Genomic DNA, 25580 nt, shown 5'->3' on the forward strand with positions numbered 1-25580 from the left:
GAAATGTCTCCTGAGTCATCAAATAACGAAGCTTCGTCTTGTGAAGTTAAGACCCTGACGAACGCCCGGCAGTTCGCCGTTATACTCGGCCCTCTGTTTGGGAGCCAGCATGATTTCTTTGCCGATCGACGATGTTTTACCCGCCCTGCGTGAAGCCCTCGCGTCACGCCACGAAGCCGTGCTCGAAGCACCGCCCGGCGCCGGTAAAACCACCCGCGTGCCTTTGGCCTTGCTCAATGAAGCCTGGCTGGCCGGGCAGACCATTGTCATGCTCGAACCTCGGCGTCTGGCTGCGCGGGCGGCGGCGGAGCGTTTGGCCAGCGAGCTCGGCGAGCAGGTCGGTGAAACCGTCGGCTATCGCATCCGCCTCGACAGCAAGGTCGGCCCGAAGACGCGTATCGAGGTGGTCACCGAAGGCATCCTCACCCGGCGCTTGCAGGACGACCCGGCGCTGGAAGGCGTGGGTCTGCTGATCTTCGACGAATTTCATGAACGCAGTCTCGACGCCGATCTGGCGCTGGCCCTCAGTCTGAACGGTCGCGAGCTGTTTCGCGCTGAACAGCCGCTGAAGATTCTGCTGATGTCGGCCACCCTCGAAGGCGAGCGGTTGGCGGGGTTGCTTGATGACGCGCCGATCCTGCGCAGCGAAGGGCGCATGTACCCGGTGACGATGCGCTGGGGCCGGCCGTTTCAGCCGGGCGAATATATCGACCAGCGGGTTACCCAAACCGTGCTCGAAGCGCTGCACGACGAGACCGGCAGCCTGTTGGTGTTCCTGCCGGGACAAGCGGAAATCCGCCGCGTGCACCAGCAATTGGCCGACGCCATCGGTGAGCGCAAGGACGTTTTGCTGTGCCCGTTGCACGGCGAACTCGACCTCAATGCGCAACGCGCGGCGATCGATCCGGCGCCGCCCGGTCAGCGCAAAGTGGTGCTGGCAACCAACATCGCCGAGACCAGCCTGACCATCAACGGCGTGCGCGTGGTCATCGATGCCGGGCTGGCGCGGGTGCCGCGTTTCGATCCGGGCAGCGGCATGACCCGCCTCGACACCCAACGCATCTCCAAGGCCAGCGCCACCCAGCGTGCCGGCCGCGCTGGGCGACTGGAGCCGGGCGTGTGCTATCGCCTGTGGTCGCAGGATCAGCACGAACAATTGGCAGCCTATGGCAGCGCAGAAATTCTCTCGGCGGATCTGGCCAGCCTCGCTTTGCAACTCGGGCGCTGGGGCGTGACCCCGGGCGAACTGGTCTGGCTCGACATACCGCCCGCCGCCGCGTATGCCCAAGCGCAGGATCTGCTGCAACGCCTCGGCGCCGTGCACGGCGACACGCTGACGGCCCACGGCCAGGCCATGGCCGAACTGCCGGCGCATCCGCGCATCGCGCATTTGCTGTTGCGCGGTCAGGCATTGGGGCTGGCGGCGATGGCCTGCGATGTGGCGGCGCTGCTCGGCGAGCGCGATATCCTGCGCGGCGCTGGCGCGGATCTGCACAGCCGATTGGTTCTGCTTTCCGGCGAAGAACGTGCTGGCCGCGGCGCGCAGGGCGGGGTGCAACGCGCCCGGCAATTGGCCCGGCAGTATCGCGGTTACCTGCGTGGCAAGCCGAGCGAACCGGTCAACGATCCCGAGCATCCGCGCTGGCTCGGCGCGCTGTTGGCGCTGGCCTACCCGGATCGTGTGGCCCAGCAACGGCGTGCCGGCGGTGCTGAATATCGTTTGGCCAACGGTCGCGCCGCGCTGTTCGCTGAGGCCGATAGCCTGATGAAGCACGAGTGGATCGTTATCGCCGACCTTGGCAGCCGTCAGGGCCAGCGCGAAGAACGCATCTATCTGGCGGCGGATTTCGATCCGGCGCTGTTCGATTCGGTGCTCGCCGAGCAAGTGCGCAGCGTCGATCAACTTGATTGGGATGAACGCGAAGGCGTGCTGCGCGCCGAGCGCCAGCGCAAGGTCGGCGAGCTGATTCTCAGCCGCGAACCTTTGATCGGTCTGGATGAAAGCGCGCGCAGTCAGGCTCTGGTCAATCTGGTGCGGCGCAAGGGGCTGGAGTTGTTGCCGTGGACGCCGGAACTGCGCCAGTGGCAGGCGCGGGTGGCGCTGTTGCGCCAGCTCGATCTGAACACTCAGGACGACAGCCAATGGCCGGATGTCAGCGATGCGGCATTGTTGAATACCCTGGAAGACTGGCTGATGCCGTATCTGGGCAAGGTCTCGCGGCTGAGTCATTTCGCCAACCTCGACCTGTCGAGCATCGTGCGCAATCTGCTGCCGTGGCCGCTGCCGCAGAAGCTCGACGAGCTGGCGCCGCATCATTTGAGCGTGCCGTCGGGTTCATCGATTCGTCTGGATTACAGCGAACATCCACCGATTCTCGCGGTGCGTTTGCAGGAACTGTTTGGTCTGGCCGATACGCCACGGATTGCCGGCGGCCGGCAAGTGGTCAAGCTGCACCTGCTGTCGCCGGCGCGGCGGCCGGTGCAGGTCACGCAGGACCTGGCCAACTTCTGGCGCAGCACCTATGCCGAGGTGAAGAAGGATCTCAAGGGGCGTTATCCGAAGCATTATTGGCCGGACGATCCCTTGGTCGCCGAAGCCACGGCGCGGGCGAAACCACGCGGCACCTGACCCGCAATGGCTGCGCGCCATTAGCCCATCCGTGCTAATTGCCCTTGGTTGTTCAGGCTCGCAAAATCGCCGCCTGAACAATAACCAGCCTTGTTGCCTGGCAACTTGCGCCCAAGGAACGGAACTGCCCATGACCTCTTTCTTCAAGCTGAAGAAGTTGATCTTCTTGTCGGCTGCGCTATTGGCCGCCTCCAATCAGGCCATGGCCGAAGAGCCCAATCCGATTGGCGACTGGTGGATTATCTACGGCAACGGCGTGCCCCAGAAAAACATCATGTACGTCGCCGATGCGACGTCGGTGGTGCCTTCGCAGAAAACCAAAGGCGCGACCATGGTCGCGGTGACGCTGGTGTATGAAGAACCCGGCAAACCGATGATCGACGTCTACAACCTCGAAGCCCAATGCTCTACGGGCAAGGTGCGTTTCATCAATGGCCAGTCCATCGAGCGTCTGGCCTACACCATGCGTCATCTGAAAGTTGCCAACCAATGGCAGACCCCGAAAGAGTTCTGGGTCCAGCAGGCGCTGAAGTTTGCCTGCGCGCCGGGCAGTCGCGCGAAAAACGACATGGCCGCCGTGGGCAAGATGGAATACCTGCAGATGATCGAGATGCTGCAGCAGATGTTTTTCAAGCTCGCGCCGATTCAGCAAAAGAGCCAGATGATGGACAACATCGACAGCCTGCTCGAACTGAAGAAATAAGCCGGGGCATCCAATGACTTACACACGTTTATGGCTGGCAACCCTGCTGGCAGGATTGCTCTTGAGCGGCTGTTCCACCATCGCGCAGAGCCGCTGGGAAGGTCGCGATCTCCAGGAAGCACTGGACCTGTTCGGCACGCCCGACGCGATGGCAAAGGAAACCGGGCCGAACGGCGAACCCTTGGCCGTACTGACCTGGCACAAGTCCGCGAGCTGGACCTCCACCGAAGCGGCCGGCACTTCGATGACCCATACCGGCAATGGCATGGTGTACACCGAGCACTACCAACAGGTCGGCCACAGTTCTACCTGCAAGTTGCAGGCGAAGATCAATCAACAGAAGAAGATCGCCCAGTTCCTGATCGAAGACGGGCGAATACTGCACGGCAAGTGCGCCAATGTCCGCTATGTTCCGGGTTACGTTCCGCCCGGCCTATAAGGGCAAAAGCGCTCAGGGCGCAGCGGGCAGCAGGAACCGCGCAATCACCGGCAAGTGATCGGAGATGCGCAAGGTATCGTCCTGTCGCACCTGTGCTTGCAGGCGTTTGAGCTTCGGGCTGTAGAACAGATAATCCACCGTGCGATCCGGGCCGTTGAGGCCGGGGTCGTTGGGGTAATGGGTCAGCCATTTGGCCCGATCGATACCGCCGGCCTCGTTGTTGGTCGGGATCATCGGGTACTTGTCCCACAGCAGATGCAGTTCGCTGTCGGCAGAGTAGGGCGTGCGGCGCTCGACCGGCAGGCGTCGATACTGGCCCAGCGGCAGCAGATTGAAATCGCCACCGATCAGCCACGGCAGGCCTTGGCTTTCATATTTGTCGAGGATTTTGGCCACGGCAGCCACTTGCGCCTGCACGTTGCCGTCCGCCTGGCTGGCGCGCTGCAAGTGGGTGTTGAACACGGTCAGTTGTCCGCCATCGCTGAGCGGCAGCTTGGCTGCCAGCAAGGCGTCTTTGGGCTGGAACTGGCGGCTGATGAAGTTGCTCGGGGCGACGGGCAGTTGCAGGCGTTCGGCGTGTTCGATGCGATAGCGGCTCAGCGTGGCCAACTGGCGGCCGACGCTGCCGTAGATGTGGGGCTCAGGGACGAAATCGGCTTTCCAGTCGAAGGCGCTGGTGCTGCACGGGTACAGGTCGGCGACGCGTTCCTGCAACAGTTTGAGCTGGTTCTGGTAATCGCTGGCCTTGGCGCCGTCGTCGAGCTCCTGCAACAGCACCACATCGGGTTGTTCGTCACGGATCACCCGCGCTACTTCGTCGAGGCTGAAGGCCATGTCTTCGGCGGTCGGCGCTTCGTCGTCGCCCTGAGCCAGGTCATTCCAGAATACGTAGCGCTTGCCGGCGAGGAACTGCACGTTCCAGGTCATGACTTTCAGCGCTTGCCCGGGCACCAGTGTCGGCGCGGTAGTGCCGCAACTGACCGGCAGGGTTTCGCGGGCATCGGGGCGCCAGGTCAGGCTGAACAGCAGCACACCGAACAGGACGGCGGCGAGGATGACGAGGAGCAGGGTGTAGCGCAGCAGACGGGTCATGGCTCGGCTTATAGCGTTACAGAAAGTGGCCCCGAGCATACCTGACGGCAGCGACGAAGCCCAAGCACGGCGCGGTCAGACTGCGCCGTTACGTTTGTCAGGCAATTCGCTGATCAGCATGAACAGGCGGAACAGCACCACGCTGGTGAACAGTTGCAGGAAGCTGTGGGCGCTGTCGATCAGCCCGGCAATCAGCGGATTCTGCGGCTCGGGGTACACCGCCAGCGTCGCGCCCTTGAGCAGCCACAACGGGGTCATCACGCAGAGAATGCACAGCAGGATGCGCCAGAAGTGCCCACGGGTCAGCCGCAGGCTTTCCTTCATCGCCTGCAACGGCCCGAGGCCGCGCAGCACCAGCAGGTATTCAGCGAAGGCGAGCATGACCATCAGCATCAGGCCCGGCAGGAAGTACAACGACAGGCCCAGCAGAATCAGCAAGGTATTGAGCGCGGTCAGCACGGCGAAGCGCGGCCACAGGGTGGCGGCCATCGCCAGCAGGTCGCGGTTGCGCGGCGACTCGCCACGGCTGCGCGCATCGAGAAACAGGATCAGCGCGGCGGTGTACAGCGGATACACCAGCAGGCCGACGATGATGCTGACGCCGGCGAAGGTGTCCGGCCCGGTGGCGTGATCGACCGCCTGCTGCAAGAAGGCTTCGACAATCACCAGCGGCAGGCACAACTGCACGATGCTGCCCAGATGGCGTTTGAAAAAATACAAAGAGTCGCGCAGTACTTCGAGGGCATTCATCAGTCGGTATCGCAGGTCGAAAACAGTGGCTCACTTTAACCGATGCAACGCGGGCCGACACAAACGTAAACATTCGGTAAAGGCCATTGAAACGTTTTGTCACTGTCTCCATTACAGGAGAGCACCGCGCCCAGAGTGGGCGCGGGCACGTTATTACCGGCAATCTACGAGGTCGCCATGAACAGCGAAGAGCAAACCCTGATCGATGGACTGTTTTCCCGGCTGCAACAGGCCGAAACGGAGGCAGCCCCGCGCGACGCCCAGGCCGAGGCGCGGATCAAGGAACACCTGACGCGCCAACCGGCGGCAGGCTATTTCATGACCCAGGCGATTCTGGTGCAAGAGGCCGCGCTGAAAAGCCTCGATGAGCAGAACAAGCAACTGACCCAGCAAGTCCAGCGTCTGCAGGCCGAGCTGCAATCGGCCAAGGCCCAAGGCGGCGCACCGGCATCCAGCGGTGGCGGCGGTTTCCTGTCGAGCATTTTTGGCGGCGGCAATTCACGTCCGGCGCCGAGCCAGAGCGCCGCACCGTCGTCCACCGGCGGCTGGCGTGAACCGGCGCCGCAGCAGAGCTATCAGACTCCGGCACCGCAACAGAACTTCGCCGCCGCGCCGCCCAACTATGCGCAGCAGGCAGCCCCGGCGGCGGGCAACAGCTTCCTCGGCGGCGCGCTGAAAACCGCCGCAGGCGTGGCCGGCGGTGTGATGCTGGCGCAGGGCATCAGCAGCCTGTTCCACCACAATCAGCAACCGGAAGAAATCGTCGAGGTCATCAAGGAAGAACCGGCGCAGGTCGCCGATCAGAGCAACAACGGCTGGGGCGATGATCAGCGCGTGGCGGACAACGGCTTCTCGGGCAATGACCAGGGCGGTTTCAGCGACGCCGATTACAGCAGCGACAATTCGTCGTTCTTCGATGACGACGACTCCTTTGTCTGACATCGCCTTTGAAGGCTGGCATAGACACTGAAGGCTGACATAGCCTCTGAAGGCTGACATAGACACTGTGGTGAGGGGATTCATCCCCGCTGGGCTGCGCAGCAGTCCTCGCTTTAATCAGGAAAAGCGGGGCTGCTCCGCAGCCCAGCGGGGATAAATCCCCTCACCACAACACCGTTTGTCAGGGACACCTCGGCGCCAGCTGGTGATTATTCGCTGAATCTTTCTCTTGGCTGGCATACTGAGCGCCTTTTTCAGGCCTGATCGCCTGACCCCGCTTCGTGCGCTTGCACGCTCACAGGAACTCCGGTGAAAAAAATCGCAGTGTTCGCCGATGTGCAGAACCTCTACTACACCGTGCGTCAGGCCTATGGTTGCCACTTCAACTACGCCGCATTGTGGGCCGACATCAGCAAGAACGGGCAGATCGTCGAGGCTTACGCCTACGCGATCGACCGTGGCGACAGCAAGCAGCAGCAGTTTCAGCAGATCCTGCGCAACCTCGGTTTCACCGTGAAGCTCAAGCCATACATCCAGCGCAGCGACGGCTCGGCCAAGGGCGACTGGGACGTGGGCATTACCCTGGACATCATGGACGCCGCCGACCATGTCGACGAAGTGGTGCTGGCCTCCGGTGACGGCGATTTCGACATGCTGCTCGAACGCATCATCAACAAGCACGGCGTGCAAGCAGTCGCTTACGGTGTGCCCGGCCTGACCGCCAACTCGCTGATCCGCGCCGCCAGCCGCTACGTGCCGATCGAAGGCGCGCTGTTGCTCAAGAGCTGAGCTGAACAATAGATTTGAACGGAGTACACCCCGGTTTGGAACGCATTGCAGTCATCGACTTTGAAACCACCGGCCTGTCGCCGAACAGCAGCTGCCGCGCCACGGAAATCGCCGTGGTCATGCTGGAAAACGGCCGCATTGTCGAGCGTTACCAGAGCCTGATGAACGCTGGGGTGCGCGTCCCCGCGTTCATCGAACAACTGACCGGCATCAGCAACGCCATGCTGCGCACCGCGCCGCCGGCCGAGCGGGTGATGGAAGAGGTCAACGAATTCGTCGGCTGCACGCCATTGCTCGCACACAACGCCTCGTTCGACCAGAAATTCTGGGATTTCGAACTGGGGCGGATCAAGCGCACACGCCTGCAGAATTTCGCCTGTTCGCTGCTGCTGGCGCGGCGCCTGATGCCGGCGGCGCCGAATCACAAGCTCGGCACGCTCACCACTTTCGCGCAGCTACCGCATACCGGCCAGGCTCACCGGGCCATGGCCGATGCCGAGATGGCGGCCAATCTGATGGCGCATCTGGCGCAAGAGTTGCGCGGCAAGCATGGGGTGCGCGAGTTGAATCACGACCTGTTGTGCAAGTTGCAGAAAGTCCCTGCGGCGAAAGTCGGCGAGCATTTGCAGCGTTATCGCTGATTCCAGGCACTCCGACTGATCGTTCCCACGCTCTGCGTGGGAATGAAGTCCAAGACGCTCCGCGTCCCTTTCAAAGCCGAACGCAGAGCGTCCGTTGAGGCATTCCCACGCGGAGCGAGGGAACGATCCAAGATGGATGTCTGCTGATGCACCGCCTTCGCGAGCAAGCTCGCTCCCACAAGGACCTTGTCGGTCTCAGTTGCTTTCATGCAAAAGTGTACCGGCGCGAAAAACAGGTTTTGTAACTTATTTTTGCGTGGCGGTCTTTCTAGAATGACCGGTCCACAGAAATCTGACTGTCGAGCTTCTCATGCCTGCCTTGCGCCGTTTTTCCCTGCCGTTGATCGCTGCGTTTTTTGCGTTGTACGTGATTTGGGGATCGACCTATCTGGTGATTCGCATCGGCGTCGAATACTGGCCGCCGCTGTTGCTGGCCGGGGTGCGCTTCGTCATTGCCGGCAGCTTGATGTACGCCTGGCTGCGCTGGCGCGGTGCTCCTGCGCCGACCTGGGCGCAGTGGAAAGCGGCGGGGCTGGTCGGCATTCTGCTGCTCAGTTTTGGTAACGGCGCGGTCAGCGTGGCAGAGCACACCGGGGTGGCTTCAGGTGTTGCTGCGCTGGCGGTGGCGACGGTGCCACTGTTCACCTTGTTGTTCGGCTACTTCTGGGGCGCGCGCAATACGCGGCTGGAGTGGGCCGGTGTGGCGTTGGGGATTATTGGCATCGCCATGCTCAACATGGGGTCCAACCTGCAATCGAGCCCGCTCGGCGCGATGTTGCTGATCTTCGCGGCGGCGAGCTGGGCGTTCGGTTCGGTGTGGAGCAAATACCTGCCATTGCCCGCGGGGGCGATGGCCAGTGCGGTGGAAATGCTCGTCGGCGGCATGGTCTTGCTGATCGGCAGTGCGCTGAGTGGCGAGCACCTGCAAGCCATGCCGCCGCTCGAAGGGTGGCTGGCGCTGGCCTATCTGATTTTCTTTGGCTCGATCATCGCCTTCAATTCCTACATGTATCTGCTCAAACACGTGCGCCCGGCGGCAGCGACCAGTTATGCCTACGTCAACCCGGCGGTGGCGGTGTTGCTCGGCGTGGTGTTTGTCGGCGAGACCATCGGCATCGAAGAAGCGCTGGCGATGCTGGTGATCATCAGCGCCGTGCTGCTGATCAGCCTGCCGCAGTGGCGTCGACCTGCGCAGCCACCGGTGGAAGAGGCGAAAGCCGTTCCGACGGAAGCGCGTACGAATTAGGGTAAACTGCGCGGCATTGCATCCTCGCGTCATTTTTTCCTACGGTACTCCCATGACTTTCGCCTCCCTTGGCCTGATCGAACCCTTGCTGCGCTCCCTCGAGACGCTCGGCTACCAGACCCCGACGCCGGTGCAGGCGCAAGCCATTCCGGCGGTGCTGGCCGGTCGCGACCTGATGGCAGCGGCCCAGACCGGCACCGGTAAAACTGCCGGTTTCGCCTTGCCGCTGTTGCAGTTGCTGGCCATGGAAGGGCCGAAAGTCACCGCCAACTCGGCGCGTGCGCTGATTCTGGTGCCGACCCGCGAGCTGGCGGAGCAGGTCCATGAAGCCGTGCGCCAATACGCCGAGAACCTGCCGCTGCGCACATATGCGGTGTACGGCGGTGTCAGCATCAACCCGCAGATGATGAAGCTGCGCGGCGGCGTCGATGTGCTGGTCGCCACACCCGGTCGCTTGATCGACCTGTTCCGCCAGAACGCGCTGAAACTCAATCAGCTGCAAACGCTGGTGCTGGATGAAGCCGACCGAATGCTCGACCTGGGCTTCTCGGAAGAACTGGCGAACATTTACCGCATGCTGCCGAAAAAGCGCCAGACCCTGCTGTTCTCAGCGACCTTCTCCGATGACATCCGCCTGCTCGCCGGGCAGATGCTCAACGATCCTTTGAGCGTCGAAGTCAGCCCGCGCAACGTCGCCGCCAACACGGTCAAGCAGTGGATCGTCACCGTGGACAAGAAGCGCAAGGCTGAACTGTTCGTGCACCTGATGCGCAAGAGCAAGTGGAAGCAGGTGCTGGTGTTCGCCAAGACCCGCAACGGCGTCGATGCGCTGGTGGAAAAACTTCAGGGCCTCGGTGTGAATGCTGACGGCATCCATGGCGACAAACCGCAGGCTACGCGCCAGCGCGCGCTGGACCGGTTCAAGCTCAGCGAAGTGCAGATTCTGGTCGCGACCGACGTTGCCGCCCGTGGTCTGGACATCGAAGATCTGCCGCTGGTGGTCAACTTCGATCTGCCGATCGTCGCCGAGGATTACATTCACCGCATCGGTCGCACTGGCCGCGCGGGTGCCACCGGTGAGGCGATTTCGCTGGTGTGTGCCGATGAAGTGAACATGCTCTCGGCGATCGAAATGCTGACGCGGCAGAACCTGAAGCGCCAGAACGAACCGGATTTCGAACCCGAGCACCGCGTGCCGGACACCGACGCCAGCGGTCAGGTGATCAAGAAGCCGAAAAAACCGAAGAAGCCGAAAGCGTCGGGCGGTGGCGGTGGTAAACGCAATCTGGGCAAGTGGGTCGACAGCGGCGAGGCCTCGGCGCCGGAGCCATCGATCAAGCCAGTGCGCAAAGTGCCGGTGTTCAATACTGGACCGCGCAAGCGCAAGCCTTGAGATCAAAGATCAAAAGCCCCTCTCCCGGAGGGAGAGGGGACTGATTGGGGGATGCTTGTGAGTTACGCCGACCTGATATATCAGATGTGAATGCATAATCGACACGATCGCTCAGGTCGATGCATGACGCCAGACACCTCGGTCGGCTCCCTCTCCTTGGGGAGAGGGCTGGGGTGAGGGGCAGGGGCGACTCAGTTCCCGCGCCGTAACCATTCCAACATCCCAAACCCCGCCGCCCGCCCACTGGCAAAACACCCGGTCAGCAAATACCCTCCGGTCGGCGCTTCCCAATCAAGCATCTCGCCCGCACAAAACACCCCCGGCAACGCCTTGAGCATCAAACGCTCATCCATCGCCTCGAACCGCACGCCACCAGCGCTGCTGATCGCTTCATCCAACGGACGGGTTTTCACCAGTGTCAGCGGCAACGCTTTGATCGCTCGCGCCAGCAGCAACGGATCAGCGAAGGTTTCGGCATCGGTCAGCTCGCGCAACAACGCTGCTTTAACCCCATCAATCCCCACCTGACTGTGCAGATGCTTGGCCATCGAGCGCGAGCCGCGTGGTTTGCTCAGCGCCGCCTGCAATTTATCCACAGGCCGGCCGGGCAGCAGGTCGATGTTGATAACCGCTGCGCCGTAGCGATTGATTTCCTCGCGTATCGGCGCCGACAGCGCATAGATCAGGCTGCCTTCAATGCCGGTCGCGGTGATCACGCATTCGCCCAAGCGCGGGATGTCGTCGTTCAAACCGATGGCAATGTTTTTCAGCGGTGCGCCGGCGAATTTGCTCACCATCAGCTCGCTCCAGGCTTGCACCTCGAAGCCGCAATTGCTTGGCTGCAACGGCGCCAGATCCACGCCGCGCTGCTCCAGCGGCAACATCCACGCGCCATCCGAGCCCAGGCGCGACCAACTGCCGCCGCCGAGGGCGAGCAGGGTGGCGTCGGGGTTTACGCTGATTTCGCCTTGCGGGCTGGCCATGCGCAGTGCACCGCTTGCGTCCCAGCCGAGCCAGCGATGGCGGGTGTGGATAACCACGCCGCTGTCGCGCAGGCGCTTGAGCCAGGCGCGCAACAGTGGCGCGGCTTTCATGTCGGTGGGGAACACGCGGCCGGAGCTGCCGATGAAGGTTTCGATGCCCAGATCGTGAATCCACTGGCACAAGGCATCGGCACCGAATCCGCGCAGCAGCGGGGCGATTTGCGGTGCGCGCTCAGCGTAGCGGGAGAGGAATGCCGGGTAGGCTTCGGAATGGGTGATGTTCATGCCGCCGACCCCGGCCAGCAGGAACTTGCGCCCCACCGAGGGCATGCCGTCGTAAACGTCGACGTGGATTCCGGCCTGGCTCAGCACTTCGGCGGCCATCAGGCCGGCGGGGCCACCGCCAATGATGGCGACGTGGGTGTTGGCGGGGGCGGAATTCTGGGTCATGGCTATGCGCTGCGGTATGGCGGAACAAGGCGCGCATTCTAACAGCGCTGAACCCTGTGGGAGACCCCATGTGGGAGCGAGCCTGCTCGCGAACGCGGTCTGTCAGTCAATTAGATGCTGTAGGTGCAAAAGCTTTCGCGAGCAGGCTCGCTCCCACCGGGGGCTGCGGTGTATTTCGAGGCTGGTTAAAAAATAAACAGTGCGCTGGGCGCCTTGGCCAGCAAGGCCTGCAGTCCCTTTCGCTCAGGTTATCCACAGCCAGTTCCACAGCGATTGTGGGTAACGCAGCACGTTTCAATGACAGCCGTGTGAATCCCAGACCCGTTGCGCGCTGTGATGGAGGATGCCGTGGCGGCGGGCGAGGGCGTGGCGATCCTTGCTGTAACCGCCGCCGATCACCCCGACCACCGGGATGTCGCGGCCCAGGCAGTGGCGCATCACCCGTTCATCGCGCTTGGCCACCCCGGCGTCGGTCAGTTGCAGATAACCAAGGGCATCGTCCTTGTGCACATCGACGCCGGCGTCGTAGAGCACCAGATCCGGTTGATACAGCGGCAACAGGTAATTGAGCGTGTCATCGACCACCTGCAGATAGTCGGCATCGCCCATGCCCTTGGGCAGCGGAATGTCCCAGTCACTTTCGGCTTTGCGTGCGGGAAAATTCTTTTCGCAGTGCAGGGAAACGGTAATCGCCTCCGGCGTGTCGTGCAGAATCCGCGCGGTGCCGTCGCCCTGATGCACGTCACAATCGAAGATCAGCACGCGATTGACCCGGCCGCTCTGCAACAGGTACTGGCTGATGATCGCCAGGTCATTGAAGATGCAGAACCCGGCGGGGTAATCGTAGTGAGCGTGATGGGTGCCGCCGGCCAGATGACAGGCCAGACCATGCTCAAGGGCTTGCTCTGCCGCGAGGATCGAACCGCCCACCGCGCGTACGGTGCGCCGCGCCAGCGCTTCATTCCACGGCAGGCCGAGACGCCGTTGGTCTTCGCGGGACAACTCGCCGCTCATGTAGCGTTCGATATAGCTGCGGTCATGGGCGAGGGCGAGGATGTCGTTGGGACAGATCTGCGGGCGCAGCAGGTCGGCGTCGCGGGTCAGGCCGCTGTCGACCAAGTGATCGCGCAGCAGACGAAACTTGTCCATGGGAAAGCGGTGATCCGCGGGAAACTCGGGGCTGTAGTCTTCGTGATAGATCAACGGCAAGGGCATGGCTTGTTTCGCGCAGAACCAGGGAAAGAATGAACGATCCTACCAGCGATGTAGACTCAACGGCATGGAAATGGAGGGGACGATGGAGCCGATACTGGAGCTGCAAAGCGCGCGGTTGTTGATGCGTCAGTGGCAGGACGAGGATTTGCCGGCATTCGCCGCGATGTGCGCCGATCCGCAGGTGATGCGCTACTTTCCGGCGCCGTTGACCCGGCTCGAAAGTGCCGCGCTGATCGGTCGCGTGCGCGGGCATTTTGCCGAGCATGGCTTTGGCCTGTGGGCGCTGGAGCGCAAGGACACGGGTGAGTTCATCGGTTTCACCGGGTTGGGCGTGGTCGGCTTCGATGCGCCGTTTACCCCGGCGGTGGAGATCGGCTGGCGGCTGGCCAAGGAACACTGGGGCCTGGGTTACGCCAGCGAAGCGGCGTGGACCGCACTGCGCGCCGGTTTCGACCAGTTGAAACTGGAGGAAATCGTCTCGTTTACCGCCGGGCAGAATGCGCAGTCGGAGAAGGTCATGCAGGCGATCGGCATGCATCACGATCCACAGGATGATTTCGATCACCCCAAGCTTGCGCTCGATCACCCGTTGCGCCGCCATGTTCTGTATCGCATCAGCCGCGAACAATGGCTGCAAACCTTGCATGAATAAGCCGACACGGACGTTTACAATGGCCGCCATCGTATTTGGCCCGTGCCAGAACCTGAATCGTCCGCCGCAGCCAAGACTGCGCGGCCATTGCTTTGTGTGAGGAGAGTCTGAATGAGCCAAGTGCTGGAAGATCTGGTCGATCTGCTGACCCTGGAACCGATCGAAGAAAACCTGTTCCGTGGTCGTAGTCAGGATCTGGGGTTCCGCCAGTTGTTCGGTGGTCAGGTGCTCGGCCAGTCGCTGTCGGCGGCCAGTCAGACGGTGGAAGAGGCGCGCCATGTGCACTCGCTGCACGGTTATTTCCTGCGCCCGGGCGATGCCAAGTTGCCGGTGGTCTATTCGGTTGATCGCGTGCGTGATGGCGGCAGCTTCAGCACCCGCCGCGTGACGGCGATCCAGAAGGGCCACCCGATCTTCACGTGCAGCGCTTCGTTCCAGTACGACGAAAAAGGCTTCGAGCATCAGGGCCAGATGCCGGCGGTGGTCGGCCCGGAAAACCTGCCCTCGGAGCTGGAACTGATCCAGCAGCGTGCGCACCTGATTCCCGAGCACATGCGTGAAAAACTGCTGTGCCCGAAACCGATCGAAGTACGCCCGGTTACCGAAAAAGACCCGTACAACCCGCAACCGGCCGATCCGATCAAATATGTGTGGTTTCGCGCCGACGGCGCCCTGGCCGACATTCCTGCGCTGCACAAATACCTGCTGGCGTACGCCTCGGATTTCGGCCTGCTGACCACTTCGATGCTGCCCCACGGCAAGTCGGTCTGGCAGAAGGACATGCAGGTCGCCAGCCTCGATCACGCGCTGTGGTTCCACAACGACCTGCGCGCCGACGACTGGTTGCTCTACGCGATGGACAGCCCGTGGGCCGGCAACTCCCGTGGTTTTTCCCGTGGAAGCGTGTTCAACCGTGCCGGGCAACTGGTCGCTTCGGTGACTCAGGAAGGCCTGATCCGCCATCGCAAGGACTGGGCATGAGCCTGACCGCGGTTCGCCATTGGGTGTTCGATATGGACGGCACGCTGACTGTCGCCGTGCATGATTTCGCCGCGATTCGCGTGGCGCTGGCGATTCCGCCCGAGGACGACATCCTCACCCACCTCGCCGCGTTGCCGGCGGATGAAGCGGCGGCCAAACATGCCTGGTTGCTTGAGCATGAACGCGATCTGGCGTTGGGCTCGACCCCGGCCACCGGCGCGGTGGAGCTGGTGCGCGACCTGCATGCGCGCGGTTATCGCCTCGGCATCCTCACGCGCAATGCGCGTGAGCTGGCGCACGTGACGCTGGAGGCGATCGGCCTGGCTGACTGCTTCGCGGTCGAGGATGTGCTGGGTCGCGACGAAGCACCGCCGAAGCCGCATCCGGGCGGTTTGCTGAAACTGGCCGATGCTTGGCAAGTGCCGGCCAGTGACATGGTGATGGTCGGCGATTACCGCTTTGATCTGGATTGCGGCCGAGCAGCGGGGGCGCGGACGGTGTTGGTGAACCTGCCGGATAACCCGTGGCCGGAGTTGACGGATTGGCATGCGAAGGATTGTGTCGAGTTGCGGCGGATGCTGTTTGCCTGACATCTTCGTCGCCTGAGCCGGCCCCTTCGCGAGCAAGCTCGCTCCCACATTGGATCTTCAGTGCACACATATTTTGTGCATGTCATAGAGCTATGTGGGAGCGAGCTTGCTCGCGAAGGGGGCGGTGGATTCAGGAAAAAACCTACTGATCAAACAACGCCTTCTGCCCCTCCGCCGACGTCAGCATGCCATCCCCGTCATGCCCGACCCCAGGCACCTCCACCAGCCGCTGATTGACCCCCTCAGGATGCCGGCGCAGCAAATAACCGAAATACAGCTTCCCGCGCATCAAGCGGTAAGCCCCTTGCGCCTCGGCCGCGCAGCTCTTGTCCAGCGCCGGATGTTCCGGGTCGACGTCCTGCTGCCCGAGCAGATAAATCACCTCGCGTTTGACGTAAGCGCTCTCGACCTGCAACGGCGTTTGCCCGCCGGCATACACCGGCATGTCCGCCAGGCCATACTTCCAGCGGTTGAAACCAGGACATTGCGCGTGATCGAACGCCACTGGCCGCTGCTCGTTGAAATATGCATAGGACGAAGGATTGGCCACCACATAGCGCAAGCGAATGCCGTTGGCCTTGAGCGCCGGCTGATCCTTGGCCAGCAGGGCGTAACGCTGCACCACCTGACCACCGCCGGAGTGGCCGAAGATCACGATCTGCTTCACGTCCGGAAACTGTCTGCGATCGCTGACCCGCGCGACGATTTCATCCAGCGCCGCGTAGGAGCTCAGCGGATTTGGCCCGGTGGACAAGCCGCCGCCCATCCACTCGTTGCCCTGCCAGCGCAGCACTGTCGACGGCAAGGAATACAGGGTGACGTCGCTTTCATTGAGAAACTGCGGAGCGATCACCAGCGTGTGCGCGGTCTGCCCGGCGAGTTCGGCGGCGCTTTCCGCGCTTTTGCGATAGGTCTCGGCGTTGCGCAGGCGACCGTGAATGACGATCAGCACCCGCTCGATCTTCTCCGGTGCCGGGCCGATGCCCACCGCCATTTCCCCGGCCTTGAGTTGCAGGCGACCGGGGCTGATCGCATCGACGCCGGCCGCTTGCGCGGTGCCGGCGATGAACAGTAACGCCACAAGCCATGTATGCATTTACAGGGTTTTCGCCGCGAAGGTGTCGCACTGGCTTACCTGGCCTTGCGCGAATCCGGTTTTGAACCAGCGCACCCTTTGCGCTGACGTACCGTGGGTAAACGAGTCCGGCACCACGCGGCCCTGACCCTGTTGCTGCAAGCGATCATCGCCGATGGCGTTGGCGGCGTTCAAGGCTTCTTCGATGTCGCCCGGTTCCAGCCAGTTCAGGCGTTTCTGCGCGTTATACGCCCAGACGCCGGCGAGACAGTCGGCCTGCAATTCCTGGCGAACCAGCAAGCCGCCGTCGCCCTCCATCTGCCGGCCTTGCTGACGCGCCGCCTGCATCTTCGCCGAGACGCCCAGCAGCGTCTGCACATGGTGGCCGACTTCGTGCGCAATCACGTAAGCCTGAGCGAAATCGCCAGCGGCTTTGAAGCGCTGCGACATTTCCTGAAAGAAGGCCATGTCCAGATAGACCTTCTGGTCGGCCGGGCAGTAGAACGGGCCGGTGGCAGAAGTGGCCATGCCGCACGCGGAGTTCACTCGATTGCTGAACAGCACCAGTGTCGGGTCTTTGTATTGGCGTCCGGCCTGCTGGAAGATCGGACCCCAGGTGTCTTCGGTGTCGCCGAGAATCGAGCGGACGAATTCGGCCTGTTCATCATTGGCCGGTGGCGCCTGGCGGGTTTGCGAAGTAGCCGCCGGTTGCTCCATCTGCCCGGTCAACTGGCCGAGGATCTGCATCGGGTCCTGGCCGGTGAGCCAGCCGATGCCGACAATCAGCACGATGGCCGTCAGGCTCAGGCCCTTGCCGCCACCAAAGCGCATGCCGCCGCCACCGCCGGCATCATCACCCCGGGCGTCGACGACGTTGTCACTGCGTCGGCCTTTTTTCCATAGCATGTGGGAATCCTCTTTTATTGCCGGTGATGAATCTGCTGGTGATGAGTGTTGCCGCTGTGTGAGTGTGGCGCCAGTCCGGTCGTCCGTCCATGCACACGCGCCCACATGGTGCGGGCCTGGTATTGACGGCCGAGCGGGCCGTGAATTCAATCCCGAGTGGAATTTCTTCCGTCGAATTCATGAACCCGCTGTTTCGACGGCAGTCTGTGATGTTGCACACTGGCCGGGCGCCGAAGTGGCGGGAATCTTGCCTCAAGGTTTTGCCTGGCGGCGGTTTCCCGGCGAAGAAGAGTGCAACCTGTGCGGTTGCTGAAAGCTCAGCCGACTATGATTGCCACAACGATTGCCTCCAGCGCGAACGCTCGCCCGGATTTTTTTCAGAGATTGCCAATGACCGTCAGCACCCCGCTCTCCGGTGTCAACCAGCCCTTCAAGGGGATCTTGCTGATTGTCGTGGCGACGTTCCTGTTTTCCAGTCACGACGCGTTGTCGAAATACCTCTCCGGTTTTTATCCGATCGTGATGGTGGTGTGGGCGCGCTATGTGGTGCACACCTTGTTGATGGCGGGGATTTTCCTGCCGCAGTCCGGTTTGCGCGTGCTGCGCACCAAGAAGCCGTTATGGCAGCTCGCCCGTGCCCTGTGCCTGCTCGGCACCAGCCTGTTTTTCACCACGGCGCTGCTGTACATCCCGCTGGCGGAAGCCACGGCGGTCAACTTTCTCGCACCGGTATTGGTCACCGCATTGTCGGTGCCGCTGCTCAAGGAACGCGTGACGCGCGGGCAGTGGATCGCGGTGATCTGCGGTTTCATCGGCGTGCTGATCATCGTCCACCCGGGCGGCGAACTGTTTACCCCGGCGATCCTGCTGCCGTTCTGCTCGGCGCTGTTCTTCTGCTTCTACCAGCTGCTGACGCGCAAGCTCGCCGAAGTGGACAGCCCGACCACCAGCAACTTCTTTGCCGGGCTGTGCAATACCCTGGTGATGAGCGCGCTGGTGCCGTTCTTCTGGCAGGTGCCGACGTTGCCTCATGCCGCGCTGATGCTGGCGCTGGGCAGTTGCGGGATGACGGCGCACTTGTTTCTGACTCAGGCCTTCCGTCACGCCGCGCCGGCATTGCTGGCGCCGTTCGGCTATTGCCAGATCGTCTTTGCCGGGTTGTTGGGCTGGCTGCTGTTCAATCACACCCCGAGCGGGTTGACGGTGATCGGTATCGCGGTGATCTGTTGCAGCGGATTGGCGGCAGCATGGCAGCAGAGCCGGCGCTGAAGAAGGGATCCCGGTACAACTTGTGGGAGCGAGCCTGCTCGCGAAAGCGGTGTGTCAGTCACCCTGTTCAGTGGCTGACTTGACGCCTTCGCGAGCAGGCTCGCTCCCACAATGGGATGTATGCAGGCAGGTTATTCGGTAATGGTCGGAATTTTGCGCGGTGCCATGAAGTACATCCACGTCAGTGCGAGGAAGTACATCGCAGGAATCAGCGTGAACAGCACCGTGTAGTTGTTGTTGGTGACGGTGAGGATGTGGCCGACGATCTGGGTCATGAACATCCCGCCGATCGCCGCGCACATGCCGCCGAAGCCGAACACCGTGCTCATCATGTGCTTGGGCGTGTAGTCCATCACCAGGCTCCAGATGTTCGCAGTCCAGGCCTGATGCGCGCCGATCGCCAGCGAGATCGCCGCCACCGCCACCCACAGATTCGCCGAGCCGGCAGCCATGACCACGCCGATGATGCAGCAGGCAAACAGCAACATCGACAGCAGCCGCGCCTTGATCGAGTTCATCCCGCGACCGATCAGGAACGAGGACAGAATCCCGCCGCCGACACTGCCGAAGTCAGCCGTGACGTAGATGATGATCAGCGGAATACCCATCTGCGTCACGTTGATGCCGAGGTTGTATTGCTGATTGAGAAACGGCGGCAGCCAGTACAGATAGAACCAGAACACCGGCGCGGTCAGCGAGTAGGCGAGGGCGAAGGCCCAGGTGCCGCGCATGCGCAGGATCTTGCTGAACGGCACGCGGGCCTGTTCCGGTTCGACTTGCTGCTGGATGTAATCGAGTTCCGACTGTTTCACCGTCGGGTGATCTTCCGGATTGAAGTATTTCAGGCCCCAGAACAGCAGCCAGATGCCGCCGAGTGCCGCCATGCACAGGAACGCCGCTTGCCAGCCCCACACATGCAGGACCAGTGGCAGCAGCATCGGCGTGAACATCGCGCCGACGTTGGTGCCGGCGTTGAAAATGCCGGTAGCGACTGCACGTTCACCGGCCGGGAACCACAGACGCGTGGTTTTCACACAGGCCGGATAGTTGGCCGCTTCCGTCAGGCCGAGGATGAAGCGGCAGACCATGAAGCCGACTGCCGAGGTCGCCAGGCCATGGGCACCGGTGGCCAGGCTCCAGAGCAGTACGGCGCAGAAGAACACGCGCTTGACGCCGACCCGGTCGATCAAACGTCCCTGCAGGACAAACCCGATCGCGTAGCCGACCTGAAACCAGAAGTTGATGTTGGCGTAATCCATCGCCGTCCAGCTCATTTCCTTGGCGAGGATCGGCTGCATGACGCCGAGGGCGGCGCGGTCGATGTAGTTGAGGGTGGTGGCAAAAAACACCAGCGCCAGCATGCCCCAGCGGGTCTTGCCGACAGCCATGGCGCCGCGGATCTTGTCGCCAATGCCACCCGTGGCAGTGCTCATGGCCGGAGCCATGCGGGAAGTCTGTGAAGGAATCATGTGTTCCACCCGTTTTTGGATTTGTTATTTGGTGTTCTTTTCTGTCGAACACCTTGCCCGGTGGTTAGTGGCCGGACTCGATGTGCAACCGATGTTGGGCAGTGAACAAAAAATCGTCAATTCGCCAAATCGCCTTAGTGTTCGATAATCGCACGCAAAACTAACCGGGTAGTACACTTTAAATTGCTGCGCGCAGGGATGCAGCCAATAATTTGCTCATCCTATAAAAGCGGCGCGGCTCACGCAGCCGCCGTCTCCAAACGGGAGTTGAAACATGCAGCGTTCCATTGCCACCGTTTCCTTGAGCGGCACCCTGCCGGAAAAACTCGAAGCCATTGCCGCCGCCGGGTTCGACGGCGTGGAGATTTTCGAAAACGACCTCCTGTACTACGACGGCAGTCCCCGGGAAATTAAACAGATGTGCGCCGATCTGGGGATCGCCATCACCCTGTTTCAGCCGTTCCGTGACTTCGAAGGCTGCCGCCGCGATCGCCTGGCGCGCAACCTCGAGCGTGCCGAGCGCAAGTTCGATCTGATGCAGGAACTTGGCACCGACCTGGTGCTGGTCTGCAGCAACGCCTCGCCGGACAGTGTCGGCGATCAACAAATCCTCGTCGATGATTTGCGCCTGCTGGCCGAACGCGCCGGCGCCCGTGGCTTGCGCATCGGTTACGAAGCGCTGGCGTGGGGCCGTCACGTCAATACTTATCAACAGGTCTGGGACATCGTTCGTCAGGCTGATCACCCCAACCTCGGCGTGCTGCTCGACAGCTTTCACACCCTGTCGCTGAAGGGCGATCCCAGCGCGATCGCCGACATTCCCGGCGACAAGATCTTCTTCGTGCAAATGGCCGACGCGCCGATCCTGGCCATGGATGTGCTGGAGTGGAGCCGGCATTTCCGTTGTTTCCCGGGGCAGGGCGAGTTCGATCTGCCGGGTTTCCTCGCACCGATCATCAAGAGTGGCTATAACGGGCCGTTGTCGCTGGAAATCTTCAACGACGGCTTCCGCGCCGCGCCCCCGCGAGCCAACGCCGCCGACGGATTGCGCTCGCTGCTGTATCTGGAAGAGAAGACCCGTCAGCGTCTCGAGCAGGAAGCGCCGCCGGTGGCCAACCGTGAAATTCTTTTCGAAACGCCGTCCGCCAGCGAATACAACGGTGTGGAATTTCTCGAGTTTGCCGTCGACGAAGCGCTGGGCGCGAAGCTCAGTCACTGGCTGCAACGCCTCGGTTTTGCCAAGGCCGGGCAGCATCGCTCCAAGAGTGTCAGCCTGCTGCGTCAGGGCGATATCAACCTGATCCTCAACTCCGAGCCGTATTCGTTCGCCCACAGCTTTTTCGAAGCCCACGGTCCGTCGCTGTGCGCCACGGCGGTGCGGGTCAAGGACAGCGCCAGTGCACTGGCCCGCGCGGTCGCTTACAAGGGGCAGCCCTATCGCGGCCTGGTCGGGCCGAATGAACTGGAACTAGCGGCGGTGCGCGCACCGGACGGCAGCCTGATTTATCTGGTCGATGCGGACGCTGACGTGTACGGCACCGATTTCAATCTGTTGCCCGACGCGCAGACCGGCGGCGGCCTCAAGCGTATCGATCACATGGCCATGGCGCTGCCTGCCGACAGCCTCGACAGTTGGGTGCTGTTTTACAAAAGCCTGCTGGATTTCGAGGCCGACGATGAAGTGGTCTTGCCCGATCCGTACGGTCTGGTGAAGAGCCGCGCACTGCGCAGCCGCGACAGCTCGATCCGGCTGCCGTTGAACATCTCCGAGAACCGCAACACCGCGATCTCCCACGCGCTGTCGAGTTATCGCGGCTCCGGTGTGCACCACATCGCCTTCGATTGTGACGACATCTTCGCCCAGGTCAGTCGCGCCAAGGAGGCCGGCGTGCCGCTGCTGGACATCCCGCTGAACTACTACGACGACCTCGCCGCGCGCTTCGATTTCGACGATGAATTCCTCAGCGAACTGGCCTATTACAACGTGCTCTACGACCGTGACGCCCAGGGCGGCGAGTTGTTTCATGTCTACACCGAGCCGTTCGAAGGACGGTTCTTCTTCGAGATCATTCAGCGCAAGAATGGCTATGCCGGCTACGGCGCGGCCAACGTTGCGGTGCGGCTGGCGGCGATGGCCAAATCGCGCAGTGGTGCGGTGCGTCAGGCGAAGTTGTAGGGAATTCGTAACCGCGGGATCAAACACCGGCTGCGCGGCTTCCTTCACTGTCCCGCGCGGCCCATAATCGCCAGCTTGTGCAGTGATGGCCGTGAGCCCGCGATGACCATTAATTCAGAACTTTCCGCCGCTGCTGTCGAGTCCGACGCAGTGCCGCGCAAGAGTCGCAAGAACAACCCGGAAAAGACCCGCGAGAACATTCTGCAGGAGGCGATCGTCGAGTTCGTCCAGCAGGGCTTGTCCGGCGCCCGCGTCGACGCGATCGCCGAGCGCATCCACACCTCCAAACGCATGATCTATTACTACTTCGGCAGCAAGGAGCAGTTGTACGTCGAGGTGCTGGAGAAGCTGTACGGCGATATCCGCAGCACGGAAAACCGCCTGCATCTGGATGAGCTGCCGCCCGAGCTGGCGATCCGCCGGTTGGTGGAATTCACCTTCGATCACCATGACCGCAACGTCGATTTTGTGCGCATCGTCAGCATCGAAAACATCCACAACGCCGAATACGTAAAGCGTTCCGATGCGATCAAGGCGCTGAACAACACGATCCTCGATACCTTGGGCGGGATTCTGCAACGAGGCGCGGACGAAGGTCTGTTCCGGCGTGGCATCGATGCGCTGGACGTGCACCTGCTGATCAGTTCGTTCTGCTTCTATCGCGTGTCGAACCGCCACACGCTGGGAGAAATCTTCCAGATCGACCTGCCGGACGAAACGATCAAGCAGCGCCACCGCGAGATGATCTGCGAATCGGTGTTGCGCTACCTGAAGGCCTGACTCGATCTCCCCTGTGGGAGCGAGCCTGCTCGCGAAAGCGGTGCGTCAGTCGCCCTGTTCGTTGACTGAATCGACGCCTTCGCGAGCAGGCTCGCTCCCACAAGAGTTACCCTGTTGTTCAGCCATTCATGCTTTGAAAATGCTCAAGCATGCGCTGCGCATCCGGCACCACGCCGCTGAACAATTCAAACGCCTTCACCGCCTGAAACACCGCCATGTTGCCGCCATCCAGGGTGCGGCAACCCAAGGCGCGGGCGTCGCGCAGCAATTCGGTTTCCAGCGGGAAATACACAATCTCCGCGACCCACATTTCCCTGCGCAGCAACCCGGCCGGCACCGGTGAACCCGGCAGCTTGGCCATGCCCATCGGCGTGGTGTTGACCAGGCCATCGGCCTGCGCCAGCGCCCCGGGCAAATCCCGTCCCGCCTGCGCGCGACTGGCGCCAAAATGTTGATTCAGATTGTTTGCCAGGCTCTCGGCACGCTCGCGGTCGACATCAAAAATCGTCAATTGCCGTACGCCTTCGCTGAGCAGCGCGTGGGCCACCGCCGCGCCAGCGCCGCCAGCGCCCATCTGGACGACACGTTCACGGGCAGCGTCTGTCAGACCCCGGCGAAAACCCTCGGCGAAACCGAGGCAGTCGGTGTTGTGGCCGACACGCTTGCCGTCCTTCAGCACCACGGTGTTCACCGCGCCGATGCCACGGGCTTCCGGTGACAACTCATCGAGCAGCGGGATGACCGCCTGTTTGCACGGGAAAGTGATGTTCAGCCCGGTGTAATTCATCCGCTCCGCCGCTTGCAGCAAGTCGGGCAGGGCCGTGCTGTCGAGGCGCAATTGATCGAGGTCGATGAGCTGGTACAGATACCGCAGGCCCTGCGCATCACCTTCGTGCTCATGCAGTGCCGGTGTACGTGAAGCCTGAATCCCGGCGCCGATCAGCCCGGCGAGTATCACTCTGGCGCGTGACATGGCCTTCACCCCCGCAACCGCTGACTGAAATGTTCCAGTGCCAGGCGATAACCATGGCTGCCGAACCCGCACATCACCGCCGTGGCAATGCCGGAAACGAACGAATGATGACGAAACGGCTCACGGGCGTGGACGTTGGACAGATGCACCTCGATTACCGGCAATTCACTCGCGACCAGCGCATCGCGAATCGCCACGGACGTGTGCGTCCACGCCGCCGGATTGATCACGATCCCGGCACAACGACCACGCGCGGCATGAATCCAGTCGAGCAGCTCGCCTTCATGATTGGTCTGGCGAAATTCCACGGTCAGACCGAACTCGTCAGCCGCGCGACCACACAGCGCGGAAATATCCGCCAGGGTCTCATGACCATAAGTCGCCGGCTCGCGGGTGCCGAGCAGGTTCAGGTTCGGGCCGTTAAGCACCAGAACGATAGGGGGCATGGGGGGTAACTCCACTTTTTGTTTTTGGCATCGGCCGAGAGGTTCCGGCCTGTGGAGATAAAATGTACTAGATGGTTACATCGGTCAATTGCCGAGAAATGACCAGGGCGTTTTGTGTTCGGTGATCGCACAGGCGCGCAATCAGGCGAGCTGTGAGAACTTTGCTTACTCTTTTTCTGCTCCTGCCGCTGTTCCGGAACGGATGACCACGCTAGCCTTCGGCGCGCTATGACCCCGATGAAGACAAGGTGCTGCTGTCCTTGATCGGCAAGTTGGAAGGAGTTGAGATCGAATTATGAAAGTCATCAAGGCAAAACCGTCGGTGCATCGCCCCCTGACGGAAGAGATGCTCGATGCCGCCATCACACTTGGCGAAGCACGACAGGCCAATAGTTTGCAGGCCGTGTCAGTGAGCTTCGAAGAGTCCTCTTTGGTCATTCGTTTCGAGGACGGCAGCGGTGTGTTGCTTCCGGTGAAGCTGTATCCCGAATTCGCGGGGTTTGAAGCGGCCGATTATGCAAGCCTGACGATCGGCCTCGGCGGCACTGCGCTGTGCCATGAGGGCAAGGATCTGGATATTTCCATTGCCGGCATGATTTCAGCGAGCCCGCCGCTTATGCGGATGGCCGCGTCGGTCGTCGCCTCGCGCAACGGGCGTCAAAGCAGCGCTGCGAAATCTGCGGCAGCGCGAGCCAATGGCAAAAAAGGCGGGCGTCCACGCAAAACTGATATCGCGCCATAGCACCCACAAAAAAGCCGTCAATCACGACGGCTTTTCCGTATCAGCTACCCGCAATCAACGCCGGGTCAGCAGCACACCGGATTCCATGTGATGGGTCCACGGGAACTGGTCAAACATCGCGCACTTGGTAATGCGGTGGGTGTCATGCAACTGGGCGATGTTGGCCGCCAGGGTGTCCGGGTTGCAGGAGATGTAGAGGATATTGTCGAAGCGCCGGGTCAGTTCGCAGGTGTCCGGGTCCATGCCGGCGCG

Annotated in this window: 24 protein-coding genes and 1 pseudogene; 15 read left to right on the top strand and 10 right to left on the bottom strand. The window is 61.9% G+C overall.

What is annotated here, in order from left to right; translation table 11 throughout:
* The first annotated feature begins 109 nt into the window (after positions 1-109).
* From hrpB to D8U70_RS14415, 3 genes are all read left to right on the top strand, one after another.
* Positions 110-2629 (top strand): ATP-dependent helicase HrpB, encoded by a 2520-nt coding sequence (hrpB, locus tag D8U70_RS14405; RefSeq protein ID WP_130929143.1) that lies wholly within the window; start codon positions 110-112, stop codon positions 2627-2629.
* A gap of 130 nt (positions 2630-2759) precedes the next feature.
* A complete protein-coding gene (locus D8U70_RS14410; RefSeq protein ID WP_130929144.1) occupies positions 2760-3332 on the top strand; it encodes a hypothetical protein in 573 nt (190 codons plus the stop codon).
* Positions 3333-3345: 13 nt separating this feature from the next.
* Entirely contained in the window at positions 3346-3771 is a 426-nt protein-coding gene (locus D8U70_RS14415) for a hypothetical protein (RefSeq protein WP_071173678.1), read from the top strand.
* Between the two features lie 12 nt (positions 3772-3783).
* Here D8U70_RS14415 and D8U70_RS14420 read toward each other — a convergent pair whose 3' ends face one another.
* Both D8U70_RS14420 and D8U70_RS14425 read right to left on the bottom strand, forming a co-directional pair.
* On the bottom strand, positions 3784-4863 hold the full coding sequence (locus tag D8U70_RS14420; RefSeq protein WP_130929145.1) for an endonuclease/exonuclease/phosphatase family protein: 1080 nt from the start codon (positions 4861-4863) through the stop codon (positions 3784-3786).
* A 75-nt stretch (positions 4864-4938) separates the two neighbouring features.
* Entirely contained in the window at positions 4939-5613 is a 675-nt protein-coding gene (locus D8U70_RS14425; RefSeq protein ID WP_016773061.1) for a YciC family protein, read from the bottom strand.
* Between the two features lie 177 nt (positions 5614-5790).
* On the opposite strand from D8U70_RS14425, the gene D8U70_RS14430 reads away from it, so the two are divergent.
* From D8U70_RS14430 to D8U70_RS14450, 5 genes are all read left to right on the top strand, one after another.
* Positions 5791-6552 (top strand): DUF2076 domain-containing protein, encoded by a 762-nt coding sequence (locus D8U70_RS14430; RefSeq protein WP_130929146.1) that lies wholly within the window; start codon positions 5791-5793, stop codon positions 6550-6552.
* A 309-nt stretch (positions 6553-6861) separates the two neighbouring features.
* The gene (locus D8U70_RS14435; RefSeq protein WP_056790604.1) at positions 6862-7341 is read left to right on the top strand and encodes an NYN domain-containing protein; all 480 of its coding nucleotides are present in this window, start codon (positions 6862-6864) and stop codon (positions 7339-7341) included.
* A gap of 35 nt (positions 7342-7376) precedes the next feature.
* Positions 7377-7982, top strand: coding sequence for a 3'-5' exonuclease (locus D8U70_RS14440; RefSeq protein WP_024014425.1), 606 nt, complete (start codon positions 7377-7379; stop codon positions 7980-7982).
* Between the two features lie 310 nt (positions 7983-8292).
* Positions 8293-9228, top strand: coding sequence for a drug/metabolite exporter YedA (gene yedA / locus D8U70_RS14445; RefSeq protein WP_130900859.1), 936 nt, complete (start codon positions 8293-8295; stop codon positions 9226-9228).
* Positions 9229-9280: 52 nt separating this feature from the next.
* Positions 9281-10621, top strand: a complete 1341-nt coding sequence (locus tag D8U70_RS14450; RefSeq protein WP_130929147.1) for a DEAD/DEAH box helicase — start codon at positions 9281-9283, stop codon at positions 10619-10621.
* Positions 10622-10812: 191 nt separating this feature from the next.
* On the opposite strand, the gene D8U70_RS14455 is transcribed toward D8U70_RS14450, so the two are convergent.
* Both D8U70_RS14455 and D8U70_RS14460 read right to left on the bottom strand, forming a co-directional pair.
* Positions 10813-12054, bottom strand: coding sequence for a TIGR03862 family flavoprotein (locus D8U70_RS14455; protein ID WP_130929148.1), 1242 nt, complete (start codon positions 12052-12054; stop codon positions 10813-10815).
* 294 nt (positions 12055-12348) lie between these two features.
* Complete coding sequence (locus tag D8U70_RS14460) at positions 12349-13269, bottom strand: histone deacetylase (protein WP_073475620.1); 921 nt, start codon at positions 13267-13269, stop codon at positions 12349-12351.
* A gap of 82 nt (positions 13270-13351) precedes the next feature.
* Between D8U70_RS14460 and D8U70_RS14465 the strand changes: the two genes are divergently transcribed.
* From D8U70_RS14465 to D8U70_RS14475, 3 genes are all read left to right on the top strand, one after another.
* Entirely contained in the window at positions 13352-13921 is a 570-nt protein-coding gene (locus D8U70_RS14465; protein ID WP_024014420.1) for a GNAT family N-acetyltransferase, read from the top strand.
* Between the two features lie 111 nt (positions 13922-14032).
* Positions 14033-14902: an acyl-CoA thioesterase II gene (gene tesB / locus D8U70_RS14470; RefSeq protein WP_016773073.1), complete on the top strand. Its 870-nt coding sequence runs from the start codon at positions 14033-14035 to the stop codon at positions 14900-14902.
* A complete protein-coding gene (locus D8U70_RS14475; protein WP_130929149.1) occupies positions 14899-15492 on the top strand; it encodes an HAD family hydrolase in 594 nt (197 codons plus the stop codon). Before tesB ends, D8U70_RS14475 begins: the two co-directional genes overlap by 4 nt.
* 142 nt (positions 15493-15634) lie before the next feature.
* Here D8U70_RS14475 and D8U70_RS14480 read toward each other — a convergent pair whose 3' ends face one another.
* Together D8U70_RS14480 and D8U70_RS14485 are read right to left on the bottom strand one after the other, a co-directional pair.
* Positions 15635-16588: an alpha/beta fold hydrolase gene (locus tag D8U70_RS14480; RefSeq protein WP_130929150.1), complete on the bottom strand. Its 954-nt coding sequence runs from the start codon at positions 16586-16588 to the stop codon at positions 15635-15637.
* Positions 16589-17473, bottom strand: coding sequence for a neutral zinc metallopeptidase (locus D8U70_RS14485; protein WP_110646124.1), 885 nt, complete (start codon positions 17471-17473; stop codon positions 16589-16591).
* 390 nt (positions 17474-17863) lie between these two features.
* Between D8U70_RS14485 and D8U70_RS14490 the strand changes: the two genes are divergently transcribed.
* A complete protein-coding gene (locus D8U70_RS14490) occupies positions 17864-18742 on the top strand; it encodes a DMT family transporter (protein WP_041477756.1) in 879 nt (292 codons plus the stop codon).
* Between the two features lie 131 nt (positions 18743-18873).
* On the opposite strand, the gene D8U70_RS14500 is transcribed toward D8U70_RS14490, so the two are convergent.
* Positions 18874-20211, bottom strand: coding sequence for an MFS transporter (locus D8U70_RS14500; protein ID WP_056790566.1), 1338 nt, complete (start codon positions 20209-20211; stop codon positions 18874-18876).
* A 274-nt stretch (positions 20212-20485) separates the two neighbouring features.
* On the opposite strand from D8U70_RS14500, the gene quiC reads away from it, so the two are divergent.
* Positions 20486-22387 carry a 3-dehydroshikimate dehydratase QuiC gene (gene quiC, locus D8U70_RS14505; RefSeq protein WP_130929151.1) on the top strand — a complete coding sequence of 634 codons (1902 nt, stop codon included), beginning with the start codon at positions 20486-20488 and terminating at the stop codon, positions 22385-22387.
* 102 nt (positions 22388-22489) lie between these two features.
* A complete protein-coding gene (locus tag D8U70_RS14510; protein WP_130929152.1) occupies positions 22490-23167 on the top strand; it encodes a TetR/AcrR family transcriptional regulator in 678 nt (225 codons plus the stop codon).
* A 118-nt stretch (positions 23168-23285) separates the two neighbouring features.
* Here D8U70_RS14510 and D8U70_RS14515 read toward each other — a convergent pair whose 3' ends face one another.
* Together D8U70_RS14515 and aroQ are read right to left on the bottom strand one after the other, a co-directional pair.
* Positions 23286-24140: a shikimate dehydrogenase gene (locus tag D8U70_RS14515; protein WP_130929153.1), complete on the bottom strand. Its 855-nt coding sequence runs from the start codon at positions 24138-24140 to the stop codon at positions 23286-23288.
* A gap of 5 nt (positions 24141-24145) precedes the next feature.
* Entirely contained in the window at positions 24146-24586 is a 441-nt protein-coding gene (aroQ, locus tag D8U70_RS14520) for a type II 3-dehydroquinate dehydratase (RefSeq protein WP_130929154.1), read from the bottom strand.
* 295 nt (positions 24587-24881) lie between these two features.
* On the opposite strand from aroQ, the gene D8U70_RS14525 reads away from it, so the two are divergent.
* A complete protein-coding gene (locus D8U70_RS14525) occupies positions 24882-25328 on the top strand; it encodes a DUF2442 domain-containing protein (protein WP_071173666.1) in 447 nt (148 codons plus the stop codon).
* A 54-nt stretch (positions 25329-25382) separates the two neighbouring features.
* On the opposite strand, the pseudogene D8U70_RS14530 reads toward D8U70_RS14525, so the two are convergent.
* Positions 25383-25580, bottom strand: a pseudogene (locus D8U70_RS14530) (tRNA (uridine(54)-C5)-methyltransferase TrmA); the annotation flags it as partial.

The sequence above is a fragment of the Pseudomonas sp. Sample_20 genome (assembly GCF_004307585.1).
Classification (GTDB): domain Bacteria; phylum Pseudomonadota; class Gammaproteobacteria; order Pseudomonadales; family Pseudomonadaceae; genus Aquipseudomonas; species Aquipseudomonas atacamensis.